This window comes from Curtobacterium sp. 1310, from assembly GCF_017834105.1.
Taxonomy (GTDB): Bacteria; Actinomycetota; Actinomycetes; order Actinomycetales; family Microbacteriaceae; genus Curtobacterium.
The window spans coordinates 1-25,053 of record NZ_JAFICY010000002.1 but is presented as its reverse complement, the minus strand read 5'-3'; the positions used below and the strand labels follow the sequence as shown (position 1 = coordinate 25,053).

General features: G+C 73.5%; 21 protein-coding genes and 1 tRNA gene. 18 read left to right on the top strand and 4 right to left on the bottom strand.

The window, feature by feature from the left end; translation table 11 throughout:
* Positions 1–48 precede the first annotated feature (48 nt).
* Positions 49–336: a DUF4031 domain-containing protein gene (locus JOD95_RS04315; protein WP_209683424.1), complete on the bottom strand. Its 288-nt coding sequence runs from the start codon at positions 334–336 to the stop codon at positions 49–51.
* 178 nt (positions 337–514) lie between these two features.
* On the opposite strand from JOD95_RS04315, the gene rplU reads away from it, so the two are divergent.
* The 15 genes from rplU to JOD95_RS04240 all read left to right on the top strand — a co-directional run bounded on the left by rplU (position 515) and on the right by JOD95_RS04240 (position 16,939).
* On the top strand, positions 515–823 hold the full coding sequence (gene rplU, locus JOD95_RS04310; RefSeq protein WP_066653169.1) for a 50S ribosomal protein L21: 309 nt from the start codon (positions 515–517) through the stop codon (positions 821–823).
* 14 nt (positions 824–837) lie between these two features.
* Positions 838–1,089 (top strand): 50S ribosomal protein L27, encoded by a 252-nt coding sequence (rpmA, locus tag JOD95_RS04305; protein WP_022905368.1) that lies wholly within the window; start codon positions 838–840, stop codon positions 1,087–1,089.
* 123 nt (positions 1,090–1,212) lie between these two features.
* Positions 1,213–2,730, top strand: coding sequence for a GTPase ObgE (gene obgE / locus JOD95_RS04300; protein ID WP_066653172.1), 1,518 nt, complete (start codon positions 1,213–1,215; stop codon positions 2,728–2,730).
* 7 nt (positions 2,731–2,737) lie between these two features.
* Entirely contained in the window at positions 2,738–3,556 is an 819-nt protein-coding gene (proB, locus tag JOD95_RS04295) for a glutamate 5-kinase (RefSeq protein WP_066653176.1), read from the top strand.
* A gap of 315 nt (positions 3,557–3,871) precedes the next feature.
* Positions 3,872–5,137 (top strand): glutamate-5-semialdehyde dehydrogenase, encoded by a 1,266-nt coding sequence (locus JOD95_RS04290; RefSeq protein ID WP_066653179.1) that lies wholly within the window; start codon positions 3,872–3,874, stop codon positions 5,135–5,137.
* A 44-nt stretch (positions 5,138–5,181) separates the two neighbouring features.
* Positions 5,182–5,382, top strand: a complete 201-nt coding sequence (locus JOD95_RS04285; RefSeq protein WP_058728434.1) for a hypothetical protein — start codon at positions 5,182–5,184, stop codon at positions 5,380–5,382.
* A gap of 11 nt (positions 5,383–5,393) precedes the next feature.
* Entirely contained in the window at positions 5,394–5,993 is a 600-nt protein-coding gene (nadD, locus tag JOD95_RS04280) for a nicotinate-nucleotide adenylyltransferase (RefSeq protein WP_081984738.1), read from the top strand.
* Positions 5,990–7,588 (top strand): hypothetical protein, encoded by a 1,599-nt coding sequence (locus JOD95_RS04275; RefSeq protein WP_209683423.1) that lies wholly within the window; start codon positions 5,990–5,992, stop codon positions 7,586–7,588. The genes nadD and JOD95_RS04275 overlap by 4 nt, the downstream gene beginning before the upstream one ends.
* Positions 7,589–7,727: 139 nt before the next feature.
* Positions 7,728–8,102, top strand: coding sequence for a ribosome silencing factor (gene rsfS / locus JOD95_RS04270; RefSeq protein WP_066653181.1), 375 nt, complete (start codon positions 7,728–7,730; stop codon positions 8,100–8,102).
* 103 nt (positions 8,103–8,205) lie between these two features.
* Positions 8,206–8,278, top strand: a tRNA-Ala gene (locus JOD95_RS04265).
* Between the two features lie 82 nt (positions 8,279–8,360).
* The gene (locus tag JOD95_RS04260; protein WP_209683421.1) at positions 8,361–9,329 is read left to right on the top strand and encodes an aldose 1-epimerase family protein; all 969 of its coding nucleotides are present in this window, start codon (positions 8,361–8,363) and stop codon (positions 9,327–9,329) included.
* Entirely contained in the window at positions 9,308–10,810 is a 1,503-nt protein-coding gene (locus tag JOD95_RS04255) for an anthranilate synthase component I family protein (protein WP_066653186.1), read from the top strand. The genes JOD95_RS04260 and JOD95_RS04255 overlap by 22 nt, the downstream gene beginning before the upstream one ends.
* A 114-nt stretch (positions 10,811–10,924) precedes the next feature.
* Positions 10,925–11,821 carry a hypothetical protein gene (locus JOD95_RS04250; protein WP_144411256.1) on the top strand — a complete coding sequence of 299 codons (897 nt, stop codon included), beginning with the start codon at positions 10,925–10,927 and terminating at the stop codon, positions 11,819–11,821.
* Positions 11,822–11,904: 83 nt separating this feature from the next.
* A complete protein-coding gene (locus JOD95_RS04245) occupies positions 11,905–13,515 on the top strand; it encodes a DNA polymerase Y family protein (RefSeq protein WP_235426605.1) in 1,611 nt (536 codons plus the stop codon).
* A gap of 10 nt (positions 13,516–13,525) precedes the next feature.
* On the top strand, positions 13,526–16,939 hold the full coding sequence (locus tag JOD95_RS04240; RefSeq protein WP_066653192.1) for an error-prone DNA polymerase: 3,414 nt from the start codon (positions 13,526–13,528) through the stop codon (positions 16,937–16,939).
* Between the two features lie 3 nt (positions 16,940–16,942).
* Here JOD95_RS04240 and JOD95_RS04235 read toward each other — a convergent pair whose 3' ends face one another.
* On the bottom strand, positions 16,943–18,442 hold the full coding sequence (locus JOD95_RS04235; protein WP_066653193.1) for a cell wall metabolism sensor histidine kinase WalK: 1,500 nt from the start codon (positions 18,440–18,442) through the stop codon (positions 16,943–16,945).
* Positions 18,439–19,116 carry a response regulator transcription factor gene (locus tag JOD95_RS04230; protein WP_066653196.1) on the bottom strand — a complete coding sequence of 226 codons (678 nt, stop codon included), beginning with the start codon at positions 19,114–19,116 and terminating at the stop codon, positions 18,439–18,441. The genes JOD95_RS04235 and JOD95_RS04230 overlap by 4 nt, the downstream gene beginning before the upstream one ends.
* 217 nt (positions 19,117–19,333) lie before the next feature.
* Between JOD95_RS04230 and JOD95_RS04225 the strand changes: the two genes are divergently transcribed.
* The gene (locus JOD95_RS04225) at positions 19,334–19,819 is read left to right on the top strand and encodes a hypothetical protein (protein ID WP_066653198.1); all 486 of its coding nucleotides are present in this window, start codon (positions 19,334–19,336) and stop codon (positions 19,817–19,819) included.
* Between the two features lie 20 nt (positions 19,820–19,839).
* Here the strand turns inward: JOD95_RS04225 and JOD95_RS04220 are convergent, their stop codons facing one another.
* Entirely contained in the window at positions 19,840–20,916 is a 1,077-nt protein-coding gene (locus tag JOD95_RS04220) for an aromatic acid exporter family protein (RefSeq protein ID WP_081985243.1), read from the bottom strand.
* Between the two features lie 80 nt (positions 20,917–20,996).
* Here JOD95_RS04220 and JOD95_RS04215 point away from each other — a divergent pair, with 80 nt between their 5' ends.
* Positions 20,997–22,241: a phosphotransferase enzyme family protein gene (locus tag JOD95_RS04215; protein ID WP_209683419.1), complete on the top strand. Its 1,245-nt coding sequence runs from the start codon at positions 20,997–20,999 to the stop codon at positions 22,239–22,241.
* 476 nt (positions 22,242–22,717) lie between these two features.
* The gene (locus JOD95_RS04210; protein ID WP_066653205.1) at positions 22,718–24,844 is read left to right on the top strand and encodes a DEAD/DEAH box helicase; all 2,127 of its coding nucleotides are present in this window, start codon (positions 22,718–22,720) and stop codon (positions 24,842–24,844) included.
* Positions 24,845–25,053 lie beyond the last annotated feature (209 nt).

Genomic DNA, 25,053 nt, shown 5'->3' with positions numbered 1-25,053 from the left:
CCACGGAGGGAGCGCGTCGCCGTCCGTCCGCGCAGCCCGCGCAGACGGTCAGTGCGCGTGCCGGTCCCGACCGCGCTTGTCGCGCTGCGCGACCCGCAGGCCGCTCGCGATGAGCCGGAGCACCAGCTCGCGCCCGGTCACCGCCGTCGCGCCCGCAGCCACCAGTTCCTCGTAGCGGGAACGCGGTACGTCGTAGTGGTCGTGGTCGAACGCGCGGCGGGGGATCCCGGCCCGTTCGGCGAAGGCGTGGAGTTCGTCGTAGGATGCATCACTGACGAGGTGCGACCAGACGGTGTCGTGGGCGGGCCACGTCGGCGGGTCGATCAGCACGGTCACGCGAGTCATCGTACGTGTGTCGCCGTTTGACCGGACCCGGGGGGATCGAGTATTCTCGATCCCTGGTGTCAGCGGGCCGTTCTGCCTGCGTCGCCGATCGGGCCCGGCCTCCGGGAGCCGCTCGTGCAGAAGTGGGCACCCGAGACTTCCCTCAAGCAGAGTACGTAAGGAATTCCACGTGGTTTACGCAGTAGTGCGCGCCGGCGGCCGTCAGGAGAAGGTCGAGGTCGGCACGATCCTCACGATCGACCGTGCCAAGGCCGACGACAAGGGCAACATCGACCTCGCCCCGGTGCTCCTCGTGGACGGTGACAAGATCACGTCGGCGGCTTCCGAGCTCGCGAACGTGACCGTCACCGCCCAGGTGCTCGAGGACCTCCGCGGCCCGAAGGTCGTCATCCAGAAGTTCAAGAACAAGACCGGGTACAAGAAGCGCCAGGGCTTCCGCGCTGAGCTCACCCGTGTCAAGATCACCTCGATCGCGTAAGGCGGGAGTAGAAGATGGCACACAAGAAGGGTGCGAGCTCCACTCGCAACGGTCGTGACTCGAACGCACAGCGCCTCGGCGTGAAGCGCTTCGGTGGCGAGGTCGTCAACGCCGGCGAGATCATCCTCCGCCAGCGTGGCACCCACTTCCACCCGGGCGCCAACGTCGGCCGCGGTGGCGACGACACGCTGTTCGCCCTCTCGGCCGGTTCGGTCGAGTTCGGCACCAAGGGCGGCCGCAAGGTCGTCAACATCGTCAACGCGTAACACCAGCGACGACAGACTCTGCGGGAGGGGCGGGCCACGTGCCCGCCCCTCCCGTTCTTTCGTGCACGACCTCGAGCGCCGCGGTACCGTCCGCGCGCTCGAGCCAGAACCAGGAGTGGACCCATGGCGACCTTCGTCGACCGCGTGACCCTGCACCTCACCGCGGGGAACGGCGGCAACGGCTGCGTGTCGGTCCGCCGTGAGAAGTTCAAGCCCCTCGCCGGCCCGGACGGCGGCAACGGCGGTGACGGCGGGGACATCGTCCTCGTCGCCGACCCGCAGGTGACGACCCTGCTCGGCTACCACCGCTCGCCGCACCGCTCGTCGAAGAACGGCCAGCCGGGCATGGGCGACATGCGCAGCGGTGTCAGCGGCGAGACCCTCGAGCTCCCCGTCCCGATCGGCACCGTGGTGCACGACGAGGACGGCGAGGTCCTCGCCGACATGACCGAGCCGGGCATGCGCGTCGTCGTGGCCCCCGGCGGTCAGGGCGGTCTCGGCAACGCCGCGCTCGCGACCACGAAGCGCAAGGCCCCCGGCTTCGCGCTCCTCGGCACCCCGGGGTGGACCGGCGACGTCAGCCTCGAGCTGAAGACGATCGCCGACGTCGCCCTGGTCGGGTTCCCGAGCGCCGGAAAGTCCTCGCTCATCGCCGCGATCTCAGCAGCGAAGCCGAAGATCGCCGACTACCCGTTCACGACCCTGACGCCGAACCTCGGCGTCGTCGAGTCGGGCGAGGTCCGCTTCACCGTCGCCGACGTCCCGGGCCTGATCGAGGGCGCGTCGGAGGGCAAGGGCCTCGGCCTCGAGTTCCTCCGGCACGTCGAGCGCTGCGAGGCGCTCCTGCACGTCATCGACTGCGCCACGCTCGACCCGGGCCGCGACCCGCTCTCCGACCTCGACGTCATCCTCGGCGAGCTGGAGCGCTACCCGGTGCCGGAGGGCCAGACCCCGCTCCTCGAGCGTCCGCAGCTCGTCGCGCTCAACAAGGTCGACGTGCCCGAGGCAGCCGAGCTCGCCGACTTCGTCACCGCCGAGCTCGAGGAGCGCGGCTACCGCGTGTTCCCGATCTCGACCGCGTCCCGCAAGGGTCTGCGCGAGCTGACGTTCGCCCTGGCCGAGGTCGTCGAGCAGGCGCGTGCCGATCGTCCCGCCGCGCCCGAGCAGGAGCGCATCGTCCTCCGCCCGAAGGCCGTCAACGAGAAGCCCTTCACCGTGCGCGCCGAGGGCGGCGAGGAGCACCGCTTCTACCGCGTCCGGGGCGACAAGCCGGAGCGCTGGGTCACCCAGACCGACTTCACGAACGAGGAGGCGATCGGCTACCTGGCCGACCGGCTCGCGAAGCTCGGCGTCGAGGACGGCCTGTTCAAGGCCGGAGCGGTCGCCGGGTCCACCGTCGTCATCGGCGGGGACGGCGGCATGGTGTTCGACTGGGAGCCCACGCTGACGTCGACCGCCGAGCTCATCACGAGCGCCCGCGGCACGGACGCCCGCGTCGGCGGATCGTCGCGCCCGACGCGCAACGAGCGCCGCGAGGAGTACTTCGAGCGCATGGACGCCAAGGCGGCTGCGCGCGCCGAGCTCGAGCAGGAGCGCGTGTCCGGCCTGTGGGCCGACGACGACCGGGACGACCAGGACTGACCGACGCATGACCGACGCGCGCGCACGCACCGACCTCGGGCCCGTCAGCCGGCGGCAGGACGTGCCGCGTGCGCGTCGGCTCGTCGTCAAGGTGGGGTCGTCGTCGGTCAGCGGTGACAACACCGGGCAGATCGCCGCGCTCGTGGACGCCCTGGCCGCGGCACATGCGCGTGGCACCGAGGTCGTGCTCGTGTCCTCCGGTGCCATCGCCACCGGGTTCCCGTTCCTCGGGCTCGAGGGACGCCCCGAGGACCTGGCGACCCAGCAGGCAGCGGCCGCGACCGGGCAGAACGTGCTCATGTTCCGGTACCAGAAGGAGCTCGACCGGCACGGCATCGTCGCGGCACAGGTGCTCCTCACCGCGGGGGACATGCAGAACCCGACGCACCGGGTGAACGCGCAGCGGGCGGTCGACCGGTTGCTCGCGCTGCGGGTGCTCCCCATCGTCAACGAGAACGACACGGTCGCCACCCACGAGATCCGCTTCGGGGACAACGACCGGCTCGCGGCCCTCGTCGCGCGGCTCCTCGGGGCCGACGCGCTCGTGCTGCTGTCCGACGTCGCGTCGCTCTACACCCGTCCGCCGGAGCACCCGGGGGCCGAGCCCATCGACGAGGTCCCGTTCGGCGACGAGCTCGCCGGCGTGACCTTCGGGTCGGTCGGGGCGGCCGGCGTCGGGACCGGCGGAGCGGGCACGAAGGTCGCCGCGGCCCGGCTCGCGGCCGAGGCGGGGACGTCGGTGCTCGTCACCGGGACCGCGCTCGTCGACCGGGCACTGGCCGGGGAGCACGTCGGCACCTGGTTCCACGCGGCGCCGCGGCGCTGACGGGACTCGGTCGGCCTGGAGGCACGGTGCCGGCCCGCGACGTCGGCCTGCGGTCGAGACGTCGGCGTTCGGTCGAGACGCCGCGGAGCGGGTGAGACGCCGCCGGAAGCGGGTCCGTCTCGGCGGCACCGGACCGTCCCGCGCCGACGGCGGCGTCCCACCGCGGCACGCTCCGCCCCGGCGGCAGGATCGCGAGCGGTGCCGGACACTCGCGGACGTGAGCCGAGTCCTGCACCGGAGTCGCGCCTCCCGGCCGTCTCCACAGGCATGACCCCACCAGCGTCACGAGCCCGGCGGCCGACCTAGTATCGGACCATGTCGCCGACCGTCACCGCCCCCACCCTCACCGACAAGCTGGTCGCGGCGCGTGCCGCCTCGACGGCGCTCGCGACGGCGACCACGGCGGTCAAGGACCAGGCACTGCGCGCCGTCGCGGTCGCCCTGCGTGCCGGGACGGACGCCATCGTCGCGGCGAACCACGGAGACCTCGTCGCGGGCGAGGACGGCGGGCTCTCCTCCGGTCTGCTCGACCGCCTGCGCCTCGACACCGCACGGATCGACGCCCTCGCCGGGGCGGTCGAGCACGTTGTGGGACTGCCGGACCCGGTCGGCGACCTCGTCCGCGGGTCCCGGTTGCCGAACGGACTCCAGCTCACCCAGGTCCGCGTGCCGTTCGGGGTCGTCGGGGCCATCTACGAGGCGCGCCCGAACGTGACCGTCGACATCGCCGCGCTCGCGCTGAAGAGCGGCAACGCCGTCGTCCTCCGTGGCGGATCCGCAGCGCAGCGCACCAACGCCGAGCTGGTCGAGCGCATCCGCGGGGCGGTGGCCTCGGTGGGGCTGCCGGCGGACCTCGTGCAGACGATCGACGAGTTCGGGCGCCAGGGGGCGACCGACCTGATGCGTGCTCGCGGGCTCGTGGACGTCCTGGTGCCGCGGGGGAGTGCCTCGCTCATCCAGACCGTCGTGACCGAGTCGCAGGTGCCCGTGATCGAGACCGGTGCGGGCGTGGTGCACGTCTACCTCGATGCGTCGGCACCGCTGGAGCGCTCGGTCGACATCGTGCTGAACAGCAAGGTCCAGCGGCCGAGTGTCTGCAACGCCCTCGAGACGCTGCTCGTGCACGAGGCGGCTGCCGAGCGGTTGCTGCCGGTGCTGGCCGACCGCCTCCGAGCCGCCGGCGTGACCCTGCGCGGCGACGATGCCACCCGGACCATCGTCCCCGGCGTGCTCCGCGCGACCGATGCGGACTGGGCGACGGAGTCGATGGACCTGGACCTGTCGATCCGGGTCGTACCCGACGTCGACGCGGCGATGGCGCACATCGCGCGGTGGTCGACGCACCACACGGAGTCGATCGTGACCGACGACGTCGACACGGCCGAGCGCTTCCTGGCCGAGGTCGACTCCGCGGTGGTGATGGCGAACGCGTCGACGCGCTTCACCGACGGCGGCGAGTTCGGTTTCGGCGCCGAGGTGGGCATCTCGACGCAGAAGCTGCACGCGCGCGGCCCGATGGGACTGCCCGAGCTCACCAGCACCAAGTGGATCGTGCGCGGGCACGGACAGATCCGCGGCTAGACTGGGCCGCGACTTCCCACCCGATCGAACGGAGCACCGGACCGATGACCTTCCTCGCAGAAGCTGCTGAGCACGCCTCCGGGGTGCCCGCGTTCGTCTTCCCGATGTGCGGCGCGCTGTTCTTCACGTTCCTCGGGTTCGTCACCTGGAGCTTCCGCGACGTCGCGTACCGTCACTCGCACAAGTTCGAGGCCACCCGCCACCACGAGACGGGTGTCGACGAGTTCGGTCACACCAAGCTCTGACACGCCGCTCGATGCTCGAGAGCACGGGGCGCCCACGCATCGGCGTGATGGGCGGCACGTTCGACCCGATCCACCACGGGCACCTCGTGGCGGCGTCCGAGGTCGCGCGCGCCTTCGACCTGGACGAGGTCGTCTTCGTCCCCACCGGTCAGCCGTACATGAAGTCGGACGTCACCGACGCCGAACACCGGTACCTGATGACGGTCATCGCGACGGCGTCGAACCCGATGTTCACGGTCAGCCGGGTCGACATCGACCGTCCGGGGCCCACCTACACGATCGACACGCTCCGCGACCTGCGTGACCAGCGACCGGATGCGCAGCTCGTCTTCATCTCGGGCGCGGACGCCGTTCAGCAGATCCTCGACTGGAAGGATCATGATGGTCTCTGGGACCTCGCGCACTTCGTCGCGGTCACCCGTCCGGGCCACGATCTGAGCATCACCGGACTCCCCGAACGAGACGTGAGCTTGCTCGAAGTCCCTGCACTGGCGATATCCTCGACGGATTGCCGCGACCGGGTCAGGCGCGGCCACCCCGTGTGGTACTTGGTCCCCGACGGGGTCGTCCAGTACATCTCCAAGCACCACCTGTATCGGAGCGTTGCATGAGTTCGTCCGACGCGCAGCCGCCTCTCTCGCGGCGTGAGGCGCGCGAGCGGGAGCGTGCCGCCGCAGCCGGCGGGCAGCCGGTCACCCCGCCGCCGACCGTCGCAGCACCATCCGACCAGCCCGAGGCCCGTCGTCGACCGGGCTCGCACGTCGCGCCGTCGCCGAGCGGCCCCGCGCAGTCGGCAGCCCGTCCCACCTCCGGCGACTCTGCTCCTGCCCCGCAGCCCGCCAGCGCGGTGTTCCCGCTCACCCCGGCTCCGGCCTCGGCGACGGAGATCGTGCCGGGGACCGGCGGCCTCACCCGTCGTCAGCTCCGCCTGATGCGCGAGGCCGAGGGGCAGGCGGTGCAGCCCGTGCCGCTGCGCGCGCCGACCCCGCAGTCCTCCGACCGCACCGTCCAGGACGTCATCGGGTCGGTCGGTCACCTCGACCAGGACACCGAGCGTCCGCGCCCGGCCTCGGCAGACCGCGGGTCGTCGACCCCGCCGCGTCCGGTCCCGGCGTCCGCGGATCGTCCGACCTCGGCGCAGGACCCGGTCCGGTCCGCCCAGGTCCCGCTCGCCCCGACCCCGGTCGTCGACGCCTCCGAGGCGACGGACGGGACCGGCGACGCCACGGACGCACCCGGTCAGGAGCCTGCCGCCGAGACCGAGATGCTCGACGCCGCTGCGGTGGCCCAGGCGACCGAGGCCGACGGCTCCCCGGACGCGATCGAGCCCCTGAGCGAGGCCGCGGCGCACGCCGAGGAACCCCGACGCCACCGCACGACCTGGGCGCCGCCGGAGACCGACGACGCCCCGACCACCGACGACGCCCGGGCCACCGACGACGGCCAGGCCACCGACGACCGTCAGACCGACGACGACGCACGGCGCTCGGACGGTGCCGCGGACGACGATGCTCCCCGAGTGTCGCCGTCGTCGGCGCCGATGGCCTCGTCCTCGACGCCCGTCGTCTTCCCGCTGTCGCTCGACGACGACACGAACGAGGTCCCGATCCAGCGCCCGACGCCGGCGACGGACTCCCGTCCCGACGACGGTGCCGACGCCGTCGGTGACGCCCCCCGCGTCCCCGCCGCGTTCCGTCGGAGCCCCGAGCCGAAGCCGGTCACGACGGCCTTCGAACCGCCGGCCGGTCACTGGACCCAGCAGGCGCGGGACGCCGGTGACGCCGAGGTGCACGACGTGACGGGCACGCGCCGCGTCGCGGTGCAGGACACCAACTCGATCGTGCTGCCGAACTCGGCGCTGGCCGACCCGACCGGGGCCCTGAACGCCACGGGTGAGGTCATCCTGACCGGTTCGATCGACCTGCCCGCATCGCTGTCCTCCACCGGGTCACACCGACCGATCGACGGGTCCGAGGTCGACCGTCTGCTCGAGCAGCACGACGAGCAGCCGGAGACGGACGCGAGCCCCGTCCGGGCGAGCCGTGCGGTGTCGAGCCACACGTCCACCCGTCAGGTCGTGCTCGCCGCCGCGAAGCCGAAGGAGTCCCGGACCCCGGTCATCCTCGGCGTCACCGTCGGCGCCGTCGGTCTGGCGGCCGCCGGGGTCATCATCGTCGCCCTGCTCACCACCCACCTCGGCGGCTGACCGCCCGCCGACCCCTCGTCGAACGTCGCCCCGTCGCCCGACCCGGCCCACCTGCCTGGCCGCTGTCGGCGGGGTGGCCTATGATCAGGACCCACCACACGGACCCGCAGAGCGCGGTGCCGACGACCGGAAGGACTCCGTGACCGCCTCCTCACGCGCACTGGAACTCGTGCAGATCGCCGCCCAGGCGGCCGACGCGAAGCAGGCCGAAGACCTCGTCGCCCTCGACGTGACCGGGCCGCTGCAGCTCACCGACGTGTTCCTGCTCGCGACCGGCCGGAACGAGCGCAACGTGCTCGCCATCGCGGACGAGGTCGAGGACCGTCTGATCGCTGCCGGCGCCAAGCCGCTCCGACGCGAGGGCCGGACCGAGGGCCGCTGGGTCCTCATCGACTTCGGCGACATCGTCGTGCACGTCTTCCACGAGGAAGACCGTCAGTACTACTCGCTCGAGCGCCTCTGGTCGGACTGCCCGACGATCCCGCTCGAACTGCCCGTCGACCACACGGCGTAGTCGCGACGCGCCCGGGTGGCGGAGACGATTTCGTCACCCGGCGTTCGCGTGGTGTACGCTTTCATGGTGCCGCCGGGAACGGGGGCACGGAGCAACACGATCTGGGTCTGTGGCGCAGCTGGTAGCGCACCTGCATGGCATGCAGGGGGTCAGGGGTTCGAGTCCCCTCAGATCCACCGAAGAACACGACGAAGCCCCGCCGGACCCCCGGCGGGGCTTCGTCGTTCCGGGCCGCCGCACCCCAGTACGCTGTTGCGCATGAGCAACGTCGCCCCCGTGGCCGGTTCCCAGCCGACCGGTCCTCACCTGGCCGGATCCCCGCTGTCCGGGTCCGCCCTGACGATCACCGCCGGCGGGTACACCGCCGAGATCGCCTCGGTCGGGGCGTCGCTCCGGACACTCCGCGCCGACGGACGCGACCTGGTCGTCCCGTTCGCCGCCGACGAGGTCCGTCCGGCCTTCCGCGGCGCCGTCCTGGCTCCGTGGCCGAACCGGGTCGTCGACGGCCGGTACACCTTCGGCGGACAGGACCACGAGCTCGCCCTGACCGAACCGAAGCGGCACCACGCGCTGCACGGCCTCGTCGCCTGGACCGACTTCCGCATCGTGGCCCACGAGCCCGACCGTGCCGTGCTCGCCACGACCGTCCCCGCGCAGGAGGGGTACCCGTACCGCGTCGAGGTGCTCGTCGAGTACCGCGTCGACGCCGACGGGCTGCACACGACCGTCACCGGGACGAACACCGGTGGGGACGCGGCACCGTGGGGGACCGGGCCGCACCCGTACCTCGTCGCCGGCGCCGGTCGCGTCGACGACTGGACCCTCACCCTGCCCGCCGCCGAGGTGCTCGAGGTCACCGAGGACCGTCTCGTGCCGACCGGCACCGCCCCCGTGCACGACGAGTTCGACCTGCGCACCGCGACCGCGATCGGCGACCGTTTCATCGACCACGCGTTCACCGGGTTCGACCGGAACGGCGACGGGCTGGCGACGATCGTGCTCACCGCGGCGGACGGCCACGGGGTCCGGGTGTCCTTCGGGCCGGAGTGCGGCTGGGCGCAGGTGCACACCGCTGACCACGTCGTGCCGGAGTACCACCGCGTCGGCCTCGCGGTCGAACCGATGACCTGCGCGCCGGACGCCTTCAACGCTGGCGAGGAGTCCGGGCTCGTCGTGCTCGCACCCGGTGCCGCGCACGCCGCCTCGTGGACGATCGCCGCGGTCTGACCCGAGCGCGGGTCCTCGCGCGTCGCCTCGACGTCGCCCCGGACCTCGGTGCGCTGGCGGCTGCCACCGGCTCCGACGTCGTCTGGCTCGACTCCGGGCTGCCCGAGGGTGCGCCGGAGGCCGCTCGTGGACGCGCCCGGTGGTCGGTCCTCGCCCACACGGACGGGCCGTTCGCGACGCGGTTCCGGCACGAGGACCGACACGCGGTGCTCGAGGTCCCGTCCGCTGCGCAGCGGTGGTTCGGGCCGTCCCGCACCGAGGCGCGTGCCGCCTTCACCGTGCTCGACGACCTGCTGACCCGGACCCCGGCGCTCGAGGCCCCCGTGCCGGGCTGCGGGTTCGCGCTCGGCTGGGTCGGGTTCCTCGGGTACGAGCTCGGTCGCGAGTCCGGCGGCCCCGACCGCGCCGCGGCACACGCGGACGCCGACCTGCGCTTCGTGGACCGCGCGCTCGTCGTGCACGCCGACGGTCGTGCCTGGGCGCTCGCCCTGGTGACCGACGACGAACCGACGGCCAGTGCGGCGAACCGGGCGTGGCTCGCGGGGCCGCACACGGGGCGGCCGTCCGTCGACGCGACGGACGGCACCACGGGCCTCCAGGCCGGTGCGGACGGGCGCGTGTCCCGCGACGCGTACGAGGCAGCGGTCGAGGCGTGCCGCGCCGAGATCCGTGAGGGGAACGCGTTCCAGGTGTGCCTCACGACCGCCTTCGCGGTCGGTGCATCCGGACGGGAGGCCCTGCCCGCGCCCGCCACGGACCCGCACCTGGTCGAGTACCTGCGACTGCGGCGGGCGGACCCCGTCCCGTTCGGTGCCTACCTGCGACTCGGCACGCTGCGGGTCGCGAGCCGCTCGCCGGAGCGGTTCCTGCGGGTCGGTGCCGACGGCACGGTCGTCGCCGAGCCGATCAAGGGCACGCGGCCGCGTGACCCGGACCCGCGACGTGACGCCACGGCGCGCGCGGCGCTCGCGGCGAGCCCGAAGGACCGCGCCGAGAACGTCATGATCGTCGACCTGCTGCGGAACGACCTGCTCCGCTCGGCGGTGCCCGGGTCGGTGCACGTCGAGCGGCTCTGCGACGTCGAGACCTACGCGACCGTGCACCAGCTCGTGTCGACGGTGTCCGCCGTGCTGCCGGCCGGGGCGTCCCGTGCAGCGCTCGTGCGCGCTGCGTTCCCGCCGGGATCGATGACCGGGGCGCCGAAGATCAGCGCGATGGCGATCGCGGACCGGCTCGAGGGGGCACCGCGGGGCGTGTACTCGGGGGTCGTTGGCTACTTCTCCGCGGACGGTGCGGTCGACCTGTCGGTGGCCATCCGCACACTGGTGACGGTGCTGGACGACCGGGGAGCGGAACGCGTCCGGACGTTCGGGGCCGGAGGCGCGGTGACGTGGTCGTCGGTTGCGTCGGACGAGGCGGACGAGGTCGAGACGAAGACCCGGTCGGTGTTCGGAGCACTGGGGGTCTCGGCCCGCTGGTGAGCAGGGTGCCCGGGCGCGGGTCGGGACCGCGTCCCGGCACCGGTCGGGCATGTCGAACGGGTGTTCGAAGTCGTTGTCCACCGGATGTCGGAACCGGTTGACATCATCGAACACATGTTCGAATATGAGGGCATGCAGACGGCGGCGGCACTCCTGTCGCCCGGGCCCGAGGGGGCGACCGGGCCCGACGGTCCCGCTCGCCCCGGGGGCCGCTCCGGGGCGTCCCGACCGACCCGGCGCGTCGACCACCTGGGGGACGCCCGGGCGGCGCTCGAACGCATCACGTCGCTGCGCTCCCGAGTGTCCGAGATGGAAGCACCCCGCGTCGACGTCCAGGGGCTCCCCACCGCCGACGCCCTGCGGTCGCTGCTGCCCGGTGGCGCGATCCGGGTCGGTGGCTCCTACGCCGTGCAGGAGTCCGTGCTGCTCGCGATGACCATGCTGCAGGCGGCCTCGGCCGAGGGAGCATGGTGCGCCGTGGTCGGTGTGCCGTCCTTCGGGGTCGAGGCGGCGGCGGCGATGGGCATCGACCTCGAACGACTCGTGCTCGTGCCCGATCCGGGCGACCAGTGGCTCACGGTGACCGCAGCCCTCGCCGACGTGGCGCAGATCGTCCTGACGCGACCGCTCGGCCGGGTCGTGCCCGGCGACGTCTCGCGGCTGTCCGCGCGGCTGCGGCAGCGCGGTGGAGCGCTCGTCGCCCTCGGCACCTGGCCGGGCGCCGACGTCACGCTGCGGGTGAGCGGCTCGGTGTGGACCGGCATCGGCGACGGCCACGGGTACCTGGCGGAGCGGCGTGCCACGGTGACGGCGTCCGGCCGCGCGGGAGCAGGTCGACCCGTCAGCGCCGACCTGCTGCTCCCGGCGGCGGACGGTGCGGTGCGACCCGCCGCGCCCCTGGTCGCCCGGGCCGGTGGGACGGACACGGGCGCTCCGGGCGGCGTCGGCATCGCGGCCGCCGACGGTGCCGGGGACTCCCGGGTGCTCCGCCCGGTCGCGGTGGCGTCGTGAGCTCGCGAGGACGGGCCCGTGCCGCCTCGCCGCGCGGCACGACCAGGGGGACCGCCGGCGCCGGGGTGCCGGGGCCGGGGGCCGTGCGTGCCGATGCCCTGGCCCGTGGCGGCGCCCTGCCGGAACCACCGCCTGCGCGCACGATCGTGCTCTGGTGCCCGGACTGGCCGGTGATCGCCGCCGCCCGGGCCGCGGGGTCGCCGCCCGAGCACCCGTTCGCCCTGGTGGCGAAGGGGGTGGTGTTCGCCAGCTCGGCCAGTGCCCGGCAGCAGGGGGTGGTGCGGGGCCTCCGCGTGCGCGAGGCCCAGGCGCGCTGCCCGGAACTCGTGGTCGAGCCCTACGACGACGCACTCGACCACCGCGCGTTCGAACCCGTCATCCGTGCGATCGAGGAAGCGGTCCCCGGGGTCGAGGTCCTGCGACCGGGGACGATCGCCCTGCGCTCCCGGGGGCCTGCGCGCTACTACGGCGGCGAGCGGGCGGCCGCGGCGACGCTGGCCGGGATCGCCGCCGACCACGGTGCGCCCGGTGTGCGTGCCGGGGTGGCGGACACCCCGTTCGCGGCGGAACAGGCAGCGCGGTCGCGTCCCGTGCGCCCGGGGGAGCGGGTGCGCATCGTGCCGGTCGGCGGTTCGGCCCTGTTCCTGGCGGACCTGCCGCTCGGCGTGCTCGGCGACCCGGACCTGGCGATGGTGCTCGGGAGGCTCGGCATCGCCACGCTCGGTGACTTCGCCGCGCTCGGCGACGAGCAGGTGCGCGACCGGTTCGGTGTCGCCGGGGCGTTCCTGCACCGGCTGGCGGGCGGTCGCGACCCGCGCGAGGTCGCAGCGCGGGCGGTCCCGCCGGAGCTCCGGGTCGAGGCGTCCTTCGAACCACCGCTCGACCGCGCCGACCAGGTGGCGTTCGCCTTCCGCCGTTCGGCCGACGACTTCGCCGCACGGCTGCGCGCGGCCGGACTCGTCGCGACCACGATCCGGGTGGGCATCGTCGACGAGCGCGACCTCCTGCTCGAACGGACCTGGGTGCACCCGCGCTGGTTCGACGCCGCCGACGTCGTCGACCGCGTGCGCTGGCAGCTCGCCGGCGGCGTGGACCCCTCCGGGCTCGAGGCGCCCGTGGTCCAGGTGGTGCTCGAGCCGGTCGCGGTCGACGACGCGTCGAACCACGAGCGTGGGCTCTGGGGGACCGGACCCGACGAACGGGTGCACCACGCCCTCGCCCGGGTGCAGGGGCTCGTCGGGCACGAGGGCGTGGTCACCCCGCGGATCGGCGGGGGCCGCACGCTGGCCGAGCGCGTCGTGCTCGTGCCGTGGGGCGACGCCCCGGTCGGCGGCGAGCGGGCGTTGGCGACCGTCCGCGACCGGCCGTGGCCCGGCAGGCTCCCGGGGCCGCCACCCGCGACCGTGCTCGAGCGACCCCGTCCGGTGGACGTCGTCGCTGCGGGGGGTGACACCGTCGACGTCGACGGCCGCGGCGCACTGACCGCGGTGCCGGAGCGGTTCCGGGCCGAGGGCGAGCGGGGCGGCCGGTTCGCGTCCGTGACCGCGTGGGCGGGGCCGTGGCCGCTCGTCGTGCGCTGGTGGGAGGCCGGCGGGCGGCGACTGCACCGGCTGCAGGTCGTCGACGACGACGGCCGGGCCTGGTACCTGGTGCTCGCCGACCACCGGTGGTGGGCCGAGGCGGTCGCGACGTGAAGGAGACCTGATGGGCTACAGCAACCCACCGATCCCGTGGTCGCAGTTCGAACGCGCCCTGTCGGACAAGCGGCCGGACAGTGCGCACGCCGGCGACGGCGGGGACAGCCCGGCCTGGTCGCGGAAGCGGTCCCGGTACGTCCCGCCGACCCCCGCCGCCGACGACGACGCCCCGGTCGTGCCGTACGCCGAGCTGCACGCGCACTCGACCTTCAGCTTCCTCGACGGCGCCAGCGGTCCGGAGCACCTGGTCGAGGAAGCTGCACGCCTGCACCTGCACGGCCTGGCGCTGACGGACCACGACGGGTTCTACGGGGCTGCCCGGATGGCGGAGGTGGCCGAGGCGTACCCGACCGTGACGACCGTGTACGGCACCGAGCTGTCCCTCGGGCTGACCGAACCGCAGAACGGCGTCCCCGACCCGGAGGGCACACACCTGCTGCTGCTCGCCGACGGGCAGGACGGCTACCACCGGCTCGCCGCGGCCGTCACGCGGGCGAACCTGGCAGCCGGGGCCGAGAAGGGGCGGCCGCAGTACGACCTCGACGAGCTCGCGGCGCAGGCCGACGGGCACTGGCGGGTCCTCACGGGCTGCCGGAAGGGCACCGTCCGCCAGGCCCTCGAGCGCGGGGGCGAGTCGGCGGCGGACGAGGCCCTGCGTGCGCTGCTCGACCGGTTCGGCACGGCCGGGGTGGTCGTCGAGCTGACCGACCACGGGGAACCGCTCGACACCGCCAGGAACGACGTCCTCGCGACGCTCGCGGCACGGCACGGACTCCCCGTCGTGGCGACCGGGAACGTGCACTACGCGACCCCCGACCGCTTCCCCGTGGCGACCGCGCTGGCGGCCGTGCGGGCACGGCGGAGCCTCGACGAGATCGACGGCTGGTTGCCGGCGGCCCCGACCGCCCACCTGCGGTCCGGTGCCGAGATGGCCGCGCGCTTCGCGCGCTGGCCGGGCGCCGTCGAGACGAGCGTCGACCTGGCCGACGAGCTCGGGTTCCGGCTCCGGACCGCCAAGCCCGGGCTGCCCGACGTCGAGGTCCCCGAGGGGCACACGACGATGTCGTGGCTGCGCGAGCTCACCTGGCAGGGCGCCCGTCGGTTCTACCCGGGCAGCGCCGACGGTGTCGACCCGCAGAAGCGCGAGCGCATCGAGCGGGAGCTGTCCGTCATCGCGGACAAGGACTTCCCGGGGTACTTCCTGATCGTGCGGGACATGGTGCAGTACGCCCGGCAGCGGGGCATCCTGTGCCAGGGGCGCGGCTCGGCGGCGAACTCGGCCGTCTGCTACCTGCTCGAGATCACCGCGGTCGACTCCATCCGGTACGGACTGCCGTTCGAGCGGTTCCTGTCGGCGATGCGCGACGAGGAGCCCGACATCGACGTCGACTTCGACTCGGACCGGCGCGAGGAGGTGATCCAGTACGTCTACGAGAAGTACGGACGGTTCAACGCGGCGCAGGTCGCGAACGTCATCACCTACCGGCCGAAGGGCGCCGTGCGGGACATGGCGAAGGCGCTCGGGCACAGCCCCGGGCAGCAGGACGCCTGGTCGAAGCAGGTCGAGCGGTGGGGGTCGGTCACCGAGAGCCAGGACCACGACATCCCGGACACCGTGGTCGACATGGCCCAGCAGGTGCTCGGGTTCCCACGGCACCTCGGCATCCACTCCGGGGGCATGGTGCTCACCGACCGGCCCGTCGGTGAGGTCGTGCCCATCGAGCACGCCCGCATGGACGGCCGGACCGTGCTGCAGTGGGACAAGGACGACTGCGCCTTCATGGGGCTCGTGAAGTTCGACATGCTCGGGCTCGGGATGCTCGCGGCGCTGCAGTACTCGTTCGACCTGGCCGACGAACACTGCGGGGAGCGCTGGGACATGCACTCGATCCCGAAGGAGGAGCAGGGCGTCTACGACCAGCTCTGCCGCGCGGACACGATCGGGGTGTTCCAGGTGGAGTCCCGCGCACAGATGGGCACCCTCCCGCGGCTGCTGCCCCGGCGGTTCTACGACCTGGTGATCGAGGTCGCGCTCGTGCGTCCCGGTCCGATCCAGGGCGGTGCCGTGCACCCGTACATCCGTCGTCGGACGGGCGAGGAACCGATCACGTACATCCACCCGTCGCTCGAACCCGTGCTCGAGCGGACGCTCGGGGTCCCGCTCTTCCAGGAGCAGCTCATGCAGATGGCCATCGCCGTCGGCGGGTGCTCCGGGGACGACGCCGACCTGCTCCGCCGGGCGATGGGCTCGAAGCGTGGCCTCGAGAAGATCGAGCGGCTGCGCGAGAAGCTCTACGCGGGGATGGCGGCGAACGACATCCACGGCGAGGACGCCGACACGATCTACGCCAAGATCCAGGCGTTCGCGAACTTCGGGTTCGCGGAGAGCCACTCGATCAGCTTCGCGCTCATCGTCTACGCCAGCGCCTGGATGCGGCTGCACTACCCGGGGGCGTTCCTGGCGGCGTTGCTCCGGGCACAGCCGATGGGGTTCTACTCACCGCAGACCCTGGTCGCCGACGCCCGGCGGCACGGGGTGCGGGTGCTGCGGCCGGACATCCTGCGCTCGGCGGTCGACGCGACGCTGGAGCCCCTGCCCGACGCCGAGAGCGGTGCGACCGGGGCCGACGCCTGCCTGGCCGGGGAGCAGCCGCCCGTGCTGCCGTTCGACGGCTCGCTGCCCGACGACACCGCGGAGCACCGACGCGACGGGGCCTTCGCCGTCCGCCTGGGCCTGGCCGAGGTCGCCTCGCTCGGCCGGCGGAGCGCCGAGGCGATCGTCGCGGAGCGGGCGGCGCACGGGCCCTTCACGGACATGTCCGACCTGGCCCGTCGTGTCCGGCTGACGACCGCGCAGCTCGAGGCCCTGGCCGCAGCGGACGCCTTCGCCGGGCTCGGGATCGACCGGCGCAGCGGCATGTGGTCGGCGGCGCAGGCGGCTGCGGAACGACCCGACCAGCTGCCCGACACCCAGGTCACCGTGCAGCCGCCGCTGTTCGGGCAGATGACGAGCGGGGACGTCCTGATCGCGGACATGTGGTCGACGGGCATGTCGACCGACGACCACCCGGTCCACCACGTCCGCCCGCGACTGCGCGCCCGCGGGGTGCTCAGCGTGCAGGACACCGCGACGGCGGAGACCGGACGACGGGTCGAGGTGGGCGGCATCGTGACGCACCGGCAACGCCCGGCGACGGCGTCGGGCATCACGTTCCTGAACGTCGAGGACGAGACCGGGCTGGTGAACGTCATCTGCAGCGTCGGCGTGTGGGGACGGTACCGGCGGGTGGCACGGGAGTCGCCGGCCGTGGTGGTGCGGGGGATCCTCGAGCGGTCGCCGGACGGCGTGGTGAACCTGGTGGCGGACCGGATCGAGCACCTGCCGCTGGCGGTGCGGACCCGGTCGCGGGACTTCCAATGACCGTCAGGACGCGGTCTGCTCGCGCACCACGGGGATGCGCACGGTGACCTCGAGGCCACCGGACCGGACGTTGCGGAGGGCAGCCGTTCCTCCCGACCGTTCCGCGATCGCGCGCACGATCGCGAGCCCGAGGCCCGAGCCGCCCGGCACCGGCACCCCGCCCGTCGCCGGGTCCGGGTCGCGGCGCGACGTCCGGGCCTCGTCCGGCCGGGTGAATCGGTCGAACGCGACGGGGATGAACGACTCCGGGACACCGGGTCCGTCGTCGGTCACCTGCAGGACACCCTCGTCGCCCTCGACCCGCCACGACACGAAGACGCCACCACCACGGGGGAGTGCGGCGACCGCGTTGCTCGCCGTGTTGGTGACGAGCTGCGCCATGCCACCGGTGTCGAGGCGGAAGCGTGGTTCCGCCGCTCCGACCGGGTCCGGGGTCCGTTCGAGGTCGAAGTCCACCGTGATGTCCTTCGCCGAGGCGATGAGGCGCACCCGGTCGACGGCGGCCATGACCTCGTCGCCCAGGTCGCTCCAGGCGGTGGTCGGCTGCGCGCCGTCCTGCTCGCGTTCCTCCGCGTCCTCGATGCGCGACAGCGTGAGCAGGTCGTTCGCGAGCCGCGAGAGCCGGGCGACGCTCCGCTTGGCGCGGTCGATGTGCGCCGCGAGCGCCGCAGCGTCGTCGCCGTCGAGCGACGCCAGGTCGAGCTGGGTGGTGAGGATCGCGAGGGGCGTGCGCAGCTCGTGGCTGGCGTCGGAGACCATCTGACGCTCGCGTTCGGTCACCTGGCGGGTGCGTGCGAGGAAGGCGTTCAGCGTGGTGGCGAGCGAGGCCAGTTCGTCCTGCGCCGGACCGACCGGCAGCTCGGCGCGCTCGGGGGCGACGGAGAGCCGTTCGGCCTCGCGGCGCATCCGGTTCACCGGGCGGAGCGCCGCGGTGGCGAGCGCCCACGACGCGATGCCGAAGGCGATGAGGATCGCGAGGCCGGTGAGCGACAGCGTGGTGGTGAGGTCGTCGACCACGATCGCCTCGGCCTGCGAGTTGCGTGCGGCGACGACGGTCCAGCGTCCGGCGGCGTTGACCGGGTGCTCGATGACGACGCGGTACTCGGACCCGGAGACGGTGATGAGCGACGTGCCCGACTCGGTCGACGTCAGGCTGCCGAGCGCCCGCTCGACCCGGGGCGGCATGGTCGACAGCCGGATCTGGCCCGACGGGGCCACGACGGCGACGAGCTGGGCGTTGCCCGGTGCGGACAGGTCCGGGTCGCTGTCGACCTCCAGCGTCGCCACGTACGGGTCGACGTCGGCGTCGAGCAGGGTGCGGGTGGCGCTCGCGACGACGCTGACGACCTGGAAGCGCATGACGAGCACGAGCAGCAGGATCACGACCGCCGCGATCGCCGTCGAGCCGATCGTGATGCGGGCGCGGAGCGAGAGCACCCGGAGCGGCCGGGGCAGGCCGCGTCCGCCGCGGACCGTCCCGGTCGTGGGTGCCGACCCGGTCACGCCCCGAGCAGGTCGAGCCGGTAGCCGCGGCCCCGGACCGTCGCGATGGCGACCGTCGCCTCGTGCGAGGTCAGCTTCTTGCGGAGGTACGAGATGTACTGCTCGACGACGTTCGGGTCCACGTGCTGCGAGCCGTCCCAGACCTCCTCGAGGATCTTCGGGCGGTCGACGACGGTCCCGACCGACCGGGCGAGCAGCCGGAGCAGGGCGAACTCGGTCGGGCTGACGGCGACGCGCTGCCCCTTGATCGACACCCGTCGGGCCTCGGAGTCGATGGCGACGTCGCCGACCTCGATGACCCGCTGCCCGGCAGCCGACTCGCGGCGACCGAGCGCGCGGAGGCGGGCGGTCAGCTCGGCGAACGCGAAGGGCTTCGTGAGGTAGTCGTCCGCACCCGCGTCGAGTCCGAAGACCCGGTCGTCGACGGCGTCACGTGCGGTGACGAGCAGGATGCGCACGGGGTCCTCCCGCTCGCGGATCCGGCGGGCGAGCTCGAAGCCGGACATGCCCGGCATCATGACGTCGACGACCGCGAGGTCGAAGGCCTGCTCGCCGAGGGCGATGAGCGCCTCGACACCGTTCTCGACCGCCGTGACGCGGTACCCCTCTGCCGCGAGCCCACGCTCCATGAGCGCGCGCATCTCGTCGTCGTCCTCGACCACCAACAGGCGCATGATCGACCTCCTCGGCCCCCATCGTGGCAGGGAACGGCGGTCCGTGGGCGGTTCCGGGTGGGAAGAGGCTGAATCTCGTCACAGTGACCCCGCCACGCCACCCGGACGAGGGCAGAACGGTCCGTCCCGCAGAGGGGGGTATCGGCCTCGCGAGCAGCGCGTTGCTAGGCTCCGCAGCGGACACGGCGTACCCGACGCAGTGTCCCGAGGGGGCACCATGCAGGATCAGGAGAACCGTCCGTACCGTCCGGACGACAGCGTCCACCCGGCCATCGTCCGGTTGCACGCGGAGCTCGAGGCGGCACGGCACGGCATCGACGTGCTCGGCGAGCTGGAGGACGCCCGCCGCGAGCGGGTCGTCGCGGAGCTGCTGAGCGCGGTGCCGGACGTCGCGAGCCGTGCGGCGTACGAGGCCGGCGCCGATCGCGCGGTCGCGACCATCCAGGGCTTCGAGGGGGTCCGCTCCGACGAGCACGAGTCGGGGACGGCGCTGTGGGACCGACTCGTCCTCACGGCCGTCGAGGCAGCGGCCGCGGTGGAGCCGACCGAGGTCGAACGGACTGCCGTCGAGTCGACTGCCGTCGAACCGGCCGCCGCGTCCGAGCCGGCAGCAGTGGGCGGGGGATCGCCCACGCTCGCTCCCGCCGCGGACGCCGCACACCCGGCGGCGTCCGGTCACGCCGCACACCGCGCCACGGCCTGACGCCGCGCGCCGCGCGGACCTCAGTCGTCCTCGCCGAGCAGCTCCTCCCGCACCCGTCGGATGTCCTCGAGCAGGGCGCCGATGAGCACCCAGTGCCGCGAGTTCGGCCGGACGACCTCGAGCGGCGCCGTCAGCGCGGGCTCCGCGGCCGTCGTGTCGTCGGCGGCGGTGCCCGTGAAGCCGTCGCGCTCCGCGTGGTGCAGCCGCGTCGCCTCGACCCGTGCGCTCAGTGCTCGGACGTCCGCCCCGATGCGGGCGACCTCGGTCGCGATGCTCCCCACCACCGGGTCCGACCGGAGGTCCGGCGCCGTGTTGTCGCGGATCGCCCGGGTCATCCCGGTGACCCGTGTGACCAGGACGCGCAGGTGCTCCGCGACCGTCGTGTCCCGCTGCAGGATCGTTCGGTGTCGGCCACCACGGGGGTTCATCGTCAGCGACTCGCCCGCCGCGGTGAGCGAGGCCTCGGCGCGGGCGTGCTGCTGCCGGAGGGCCCGCGCCTGGCGCAGGGCCTCGTCCCACCGCTCGGCGTCCCAGCCCTCGGTGAGGCCGATCGCGATCCGTTCGAACGCGGCGGCGGTGTCCCGGGCCAGTCGGGCGACCGCGAGGTGCGCCGGTTCGAGGAGCACGGGCGGCACGATCACGGCGTTCACCGCGAGTGCGACGACGGCGCCGACGACGGTCTCGAGGACCCGGTCGGCCGAGTAGTTCGGCGTGACGACCCCCGCGGTGAGCACGAGCATGCCGCTGATGCCCACCTGGGTTGCCGACGTCGGGGTCAGACGGAGTGCCCAGCTCAGCAGGATCGCCAGCACGATGACGACGAGCACGACCCAGACGCCGTCACCGAAGACCAGGTGGAAGGCGGTCGCCAGCACGACGCCGAGCACCACGCCGGCGCTGCGCTCGAGGCCCTTCACGAACGACTGGTTGATGCTCGGCTGCACGACGAGCAGCGCGGCGATCGCGGCGAAGGTCGGGAACGGCCCGTCGATGAGCGCACGGCAGAGCAGGACCGCCGCGACCACCGCGACCGCGGTCTTCACGACCTGCAGGAACGGTGTGCGGCTGGAACTGCGGAGGCGCGCGACCGGGTTCACGACGACCACGGTAGCCACCAGCCGCACGCCGAGCCGTGCACGATGGCGACGAAACCGCCGCGGCACGGTTGACTGGTCACGTGTGGCCCAACCACGAGCGCATCATCCCGCAGGCCTTCGCCGGCTCCGGGACCTCCGTGGTCGCCGCGCGCGCCCACTCGGTCGAGCCGTCGGGCAACGGCTACCTGTACGGCTACGAGGTCGACACCGTCGACCGGGCCGGTCAGCGCGCCACCGTCCTGACCTACGTCGACACGGGTGGCGCCCACGACCAGAACAGCGCCGTCGTCACCGACCCCGCCACGGGCGAGCCGGTCTCGGTCTGGGCCTACCCGAACGACCCGGGCCTCCCGGTGCTGCCGCAGGTGACGTACCGCGACGCCGTCGCCGAGCTCCTCGCCGGCCTCGGCCTGCCGGTCACCGACCCGACGCTGTCGGTCGCCGCCTACCGTCCGGGCAAGCGCGCGGTCGTGCGCGTGGACGCCCCGGAGCGCGTGCTGTTCCTGAAGATCGTCCGCCCGCACCGCGTCGCGCCGATCGTCGAGACCCACGAGCAGTTCGTCGCCGCCGGGCTGCCGGTCCCGCGGGTGCTGTCGAGCCGGGGCGACGGCCTGCTCGTGCTCGAGCGCATCCGCGGGGTGCCCGCGGGCAGCCGCATCACCGAGATCGCCGACGACCCGCGGTTCGTCGCCTCCCTCGCCGCCCTGACCGGCCGGATCGCGACGGTGCCGATGACGCAGCAGGCCCGCGCGGACGCGATGGACCACGCCGACTGGCACCGGCGCACGCTCGTCGCCGCCCTGCCGCAGGACGCGGCCGAGATCGACGAGCTCTACGACGGCATCGGGCGGCGGTCCATCGGTTGGGGGGCCGCCCCCAAGCAGGTGGTGCACGGCGACCTGCACCTCGAGCAGGTCTTCGTCGACGAGGACGAGCCGTGGCGCATCTCCGGCCTGCTCGACATCGACACGGCGGGCTGGGGGTTCCCGGTCCGCGACGTGGGTGCGGTCGTCGCGCACCTGGTCGTCACCGGCCTGTGGCACCGGTCCCGTGGGGACGCCGAGCGCGGGGCAGCGGCGGAGCGGCTCGCCGACGCGGTCGCCCGCGACTGGGTCGCCCGGAATCCGGCCGAGGCCGACCGCATCGGTCCGGCGATCGGCGCGCAGCTCCTCGCGCACGCCGGTGGGCAGGCGACGACCGGGTCCGAGAACGGCATCCGGACGGCGCAGCAGCTGCTGGCGGCGACGCGTGCGGCGCTCGCCGAGGCGGCGCCGGCGGTGCCGTCGGCCGGCACCCTCCGTCCGCGGTCGGCACCGCAGGTCTGACCCGGCCGTCGGACGGTCGCCGGCCGCGCGGTGGTGGTGGGCAGTGCCTCCCGGCCGTCGTGGCGTCCCGTCCACCGCGCGGTCGGACGGGAGGCGCGACGCGCGCGGGTCCCGTCGAGTCGCCTCCGTCGGGGGTGCGGGAGTAAACTGAGCCCAGCACGCACCGTGTCGTCGCGTGCCGCGTCGTTTCCGGACGTGGCAGTCGGTCACTTGACCGACGTGGGGACCGGATCCGTGGGCGTCCGACGGGCACCACGTGCGTGCGACGGCGCCGGGTCCCGGCGCGGATCGTCGTGTCGAGCACCCGAGGGGTGCCGGCCGCACGGACCGCGGGAGTCCACCGGACGTCCCACGGCGGGACCGGCGCACGAGCGGGCCAGGGTGGCCCGCGGACCGGGGTCGTGCCAGACGCCGGTCGAGGACTTCCCGCCACGACGGCGGCTCGCCCGTGGAGAACGGGCGGAACAGGAGGAGCGTTGGCTCGATCAGGCACCCGGCGAGCAGCCGGCGGGACGCGGACCGCGTCGCGCCGTACCCGCCCGCTGGACAACGACGGCGTCATCCCGGTGCTCGCCCGCGCGGTGCGCGAGGTGGAGGCGGCGGCGCAGCGCGGACCGCTGAAGGCGTCCAACCGGTCGAAGTTCCAGGCGGTCGCGCTGCTGATGCGCGAGGAGCGCGCACGGGTCAAGGCCGACCCGGAGCTCACCGACGCGCAGCGCGCCGAGCAGCTCAAGCGTCTCGACGGTGTCGCCACGATCCTGGCGAAGACCGCCGCGCGGGACACCAGCGTGATCCAGCTGCTGACCGAGGAGGCCTCGGTCAGCGAGGCGACCCGCACGGTCAAGCGCGACATGATGATCGCCGGCGGCATGGAGCTGCAGCCCGAGGACCTCGTCATCGCGGCCGAGCCGTCCCCGGTGGTCGACGCCCCGGTGCGCTCGGTCGTGCCGCAGGCGGTCGTGCAGCGCCAGCTGGCCAACCCCTTCTTGGCGCCCGACTTCGCCCTCGCCGACCAGCCCGTCGCCCACCCGCGTCGCCTGGCGAACTGGGAGCTGTTCGGTCCGCTGTTCAAGTCGTTCGAGTACGGCGCCGGCGGTGGCGCGGCGTCGATGCCGTTGCCGGAGCCGACCTCGCTGCACTCGCGGTCCGGCACCACGCTGATGAAGCACCAGGCGGAGCTCGTCGCCGCCGCGGCGCAGGGACACCGCACGTTCCTGCTCGCGGACGAGCCCGGCCTCGGCAAGACCGCGCAGTCGCTGCTCGCCGCCGACGCCGCGAACGCCTTCCCGCTGCTCGTGGTCGTGCCCAACGTCGTGAAGACCAACTGGGCACGCGAGGCCGAGCGCTGGGTGCCGAACCGCACCGCCACCGTCATCCACGGCGACGGGGACGACCTGGACGGCTTCGCCGACATCGTCATCGTGAACTACGAGATCCTCGACCGGCACGCCGGCTGGCTCGGGGCCTTCGGCTTCAAGGGCATGGTCGTCGACGAGGCCCACTTCATCAAGAACAAGGAGTCGCAGCGCTCCCGGTTCGTGCTGCAGCTCGCCGAGCAGATCCGTGCGCGGGTGTCGTCGCCGCTGTTCCTGGCGCTGACCGGTACCCCGCTGATCAACTCGGTCGAGGACTTCCGCACCATCTGGGAGTTCCTCGGCTGGATCGACGACAAGAAGCCCCGCGCGACGCTCATGAACGAGCTCGAGGACATCGGGCTCACCCCGGCCGACCCCGGCTTCTTCGTCGAGGCCCGCAAGGCCGTCATCGACCAGGGCATCGTCCGCCGCCGCAAGGTCGACGTCGCCGCCGACATCCCCGCGCGACGGATCGCCGACATCCCGGTCGAGCTCGACGGCGACGAGGGCCGCTCCATCCGCGACGCCGAGCGCGAGCTCACCGCGAAGCTGGTCCGTCGGTACCACCAGGCGCTCGACGCCCGCACGGGGCAGGACCCGGTCGTCGGCATCGACCACAAGCTCGTCCGCCAGGTCGCGCGGTGGGAGCTCGAGGACCAGGACGCCTCGTCGACCGGCGAGAACGTGTTCTCGATGGTGCGGCGGATCGGTCGTGCCAAGGCGCAGCTGGCGGCGGACTACGCGGCGCAGCTCGCCTCGAACGTCGGCAAGGTGGTCTTCTTCGCCAAGCACCTCGACGTGATGGACCAGGCCGAGGAGGTCTTCGCCCGTCGGCACCTCAAGACCGCCACCGTCCGCGGTGACCAGACGCCCGCACAGCGCACGGCCGAGATCGACGCGTTCGTGAACGACCCCGACGTCGCCGTCATCGTGTGCTCGCTCACCGCCGCCGGCGTCGGCCTGAACCTGCAGGTGTCGTCGAACGTCGTGCTCGCCGAGCTGTCGTGGACCTCGGCGGAGCAGACGCAGGCGATCGACCGCGTGCACCGCATCGGGCAGGAAGAGCCCGTCACCGCGTGGCGGATCATCGCGGCGCAGACGATCGACACCAAGATCGCCGAGCTCATCGACTCGAAGGCGTCCCTGGCCGCCCGCGCGCTCGACGGGTCGGACGAGGAGATCGCCGACTCGGGCGACATCCAGCTCGACGCCATGGTGGCGCTGCTGACGGAGGCGCTCGGGGGCTGAGCGCCGGGTGCGCTCGGTCGCTCGCGGAGTCGGCGCGGCGGCCGCCGCCCGGTGCCGGCTCCGGCGCCCGGTGCCGGCGCCGGGTCCGGTCGCGTTGCGGCACGACGTGCTCCCGCACAACGAGAAGCGGGGGGGGCGGCCCCCCCCCCCCCCGCGGGGGGGCCGGGAGGGTGGTGGGGGGGCCCCCCCCCGCGCCGCGCGGACCCCCG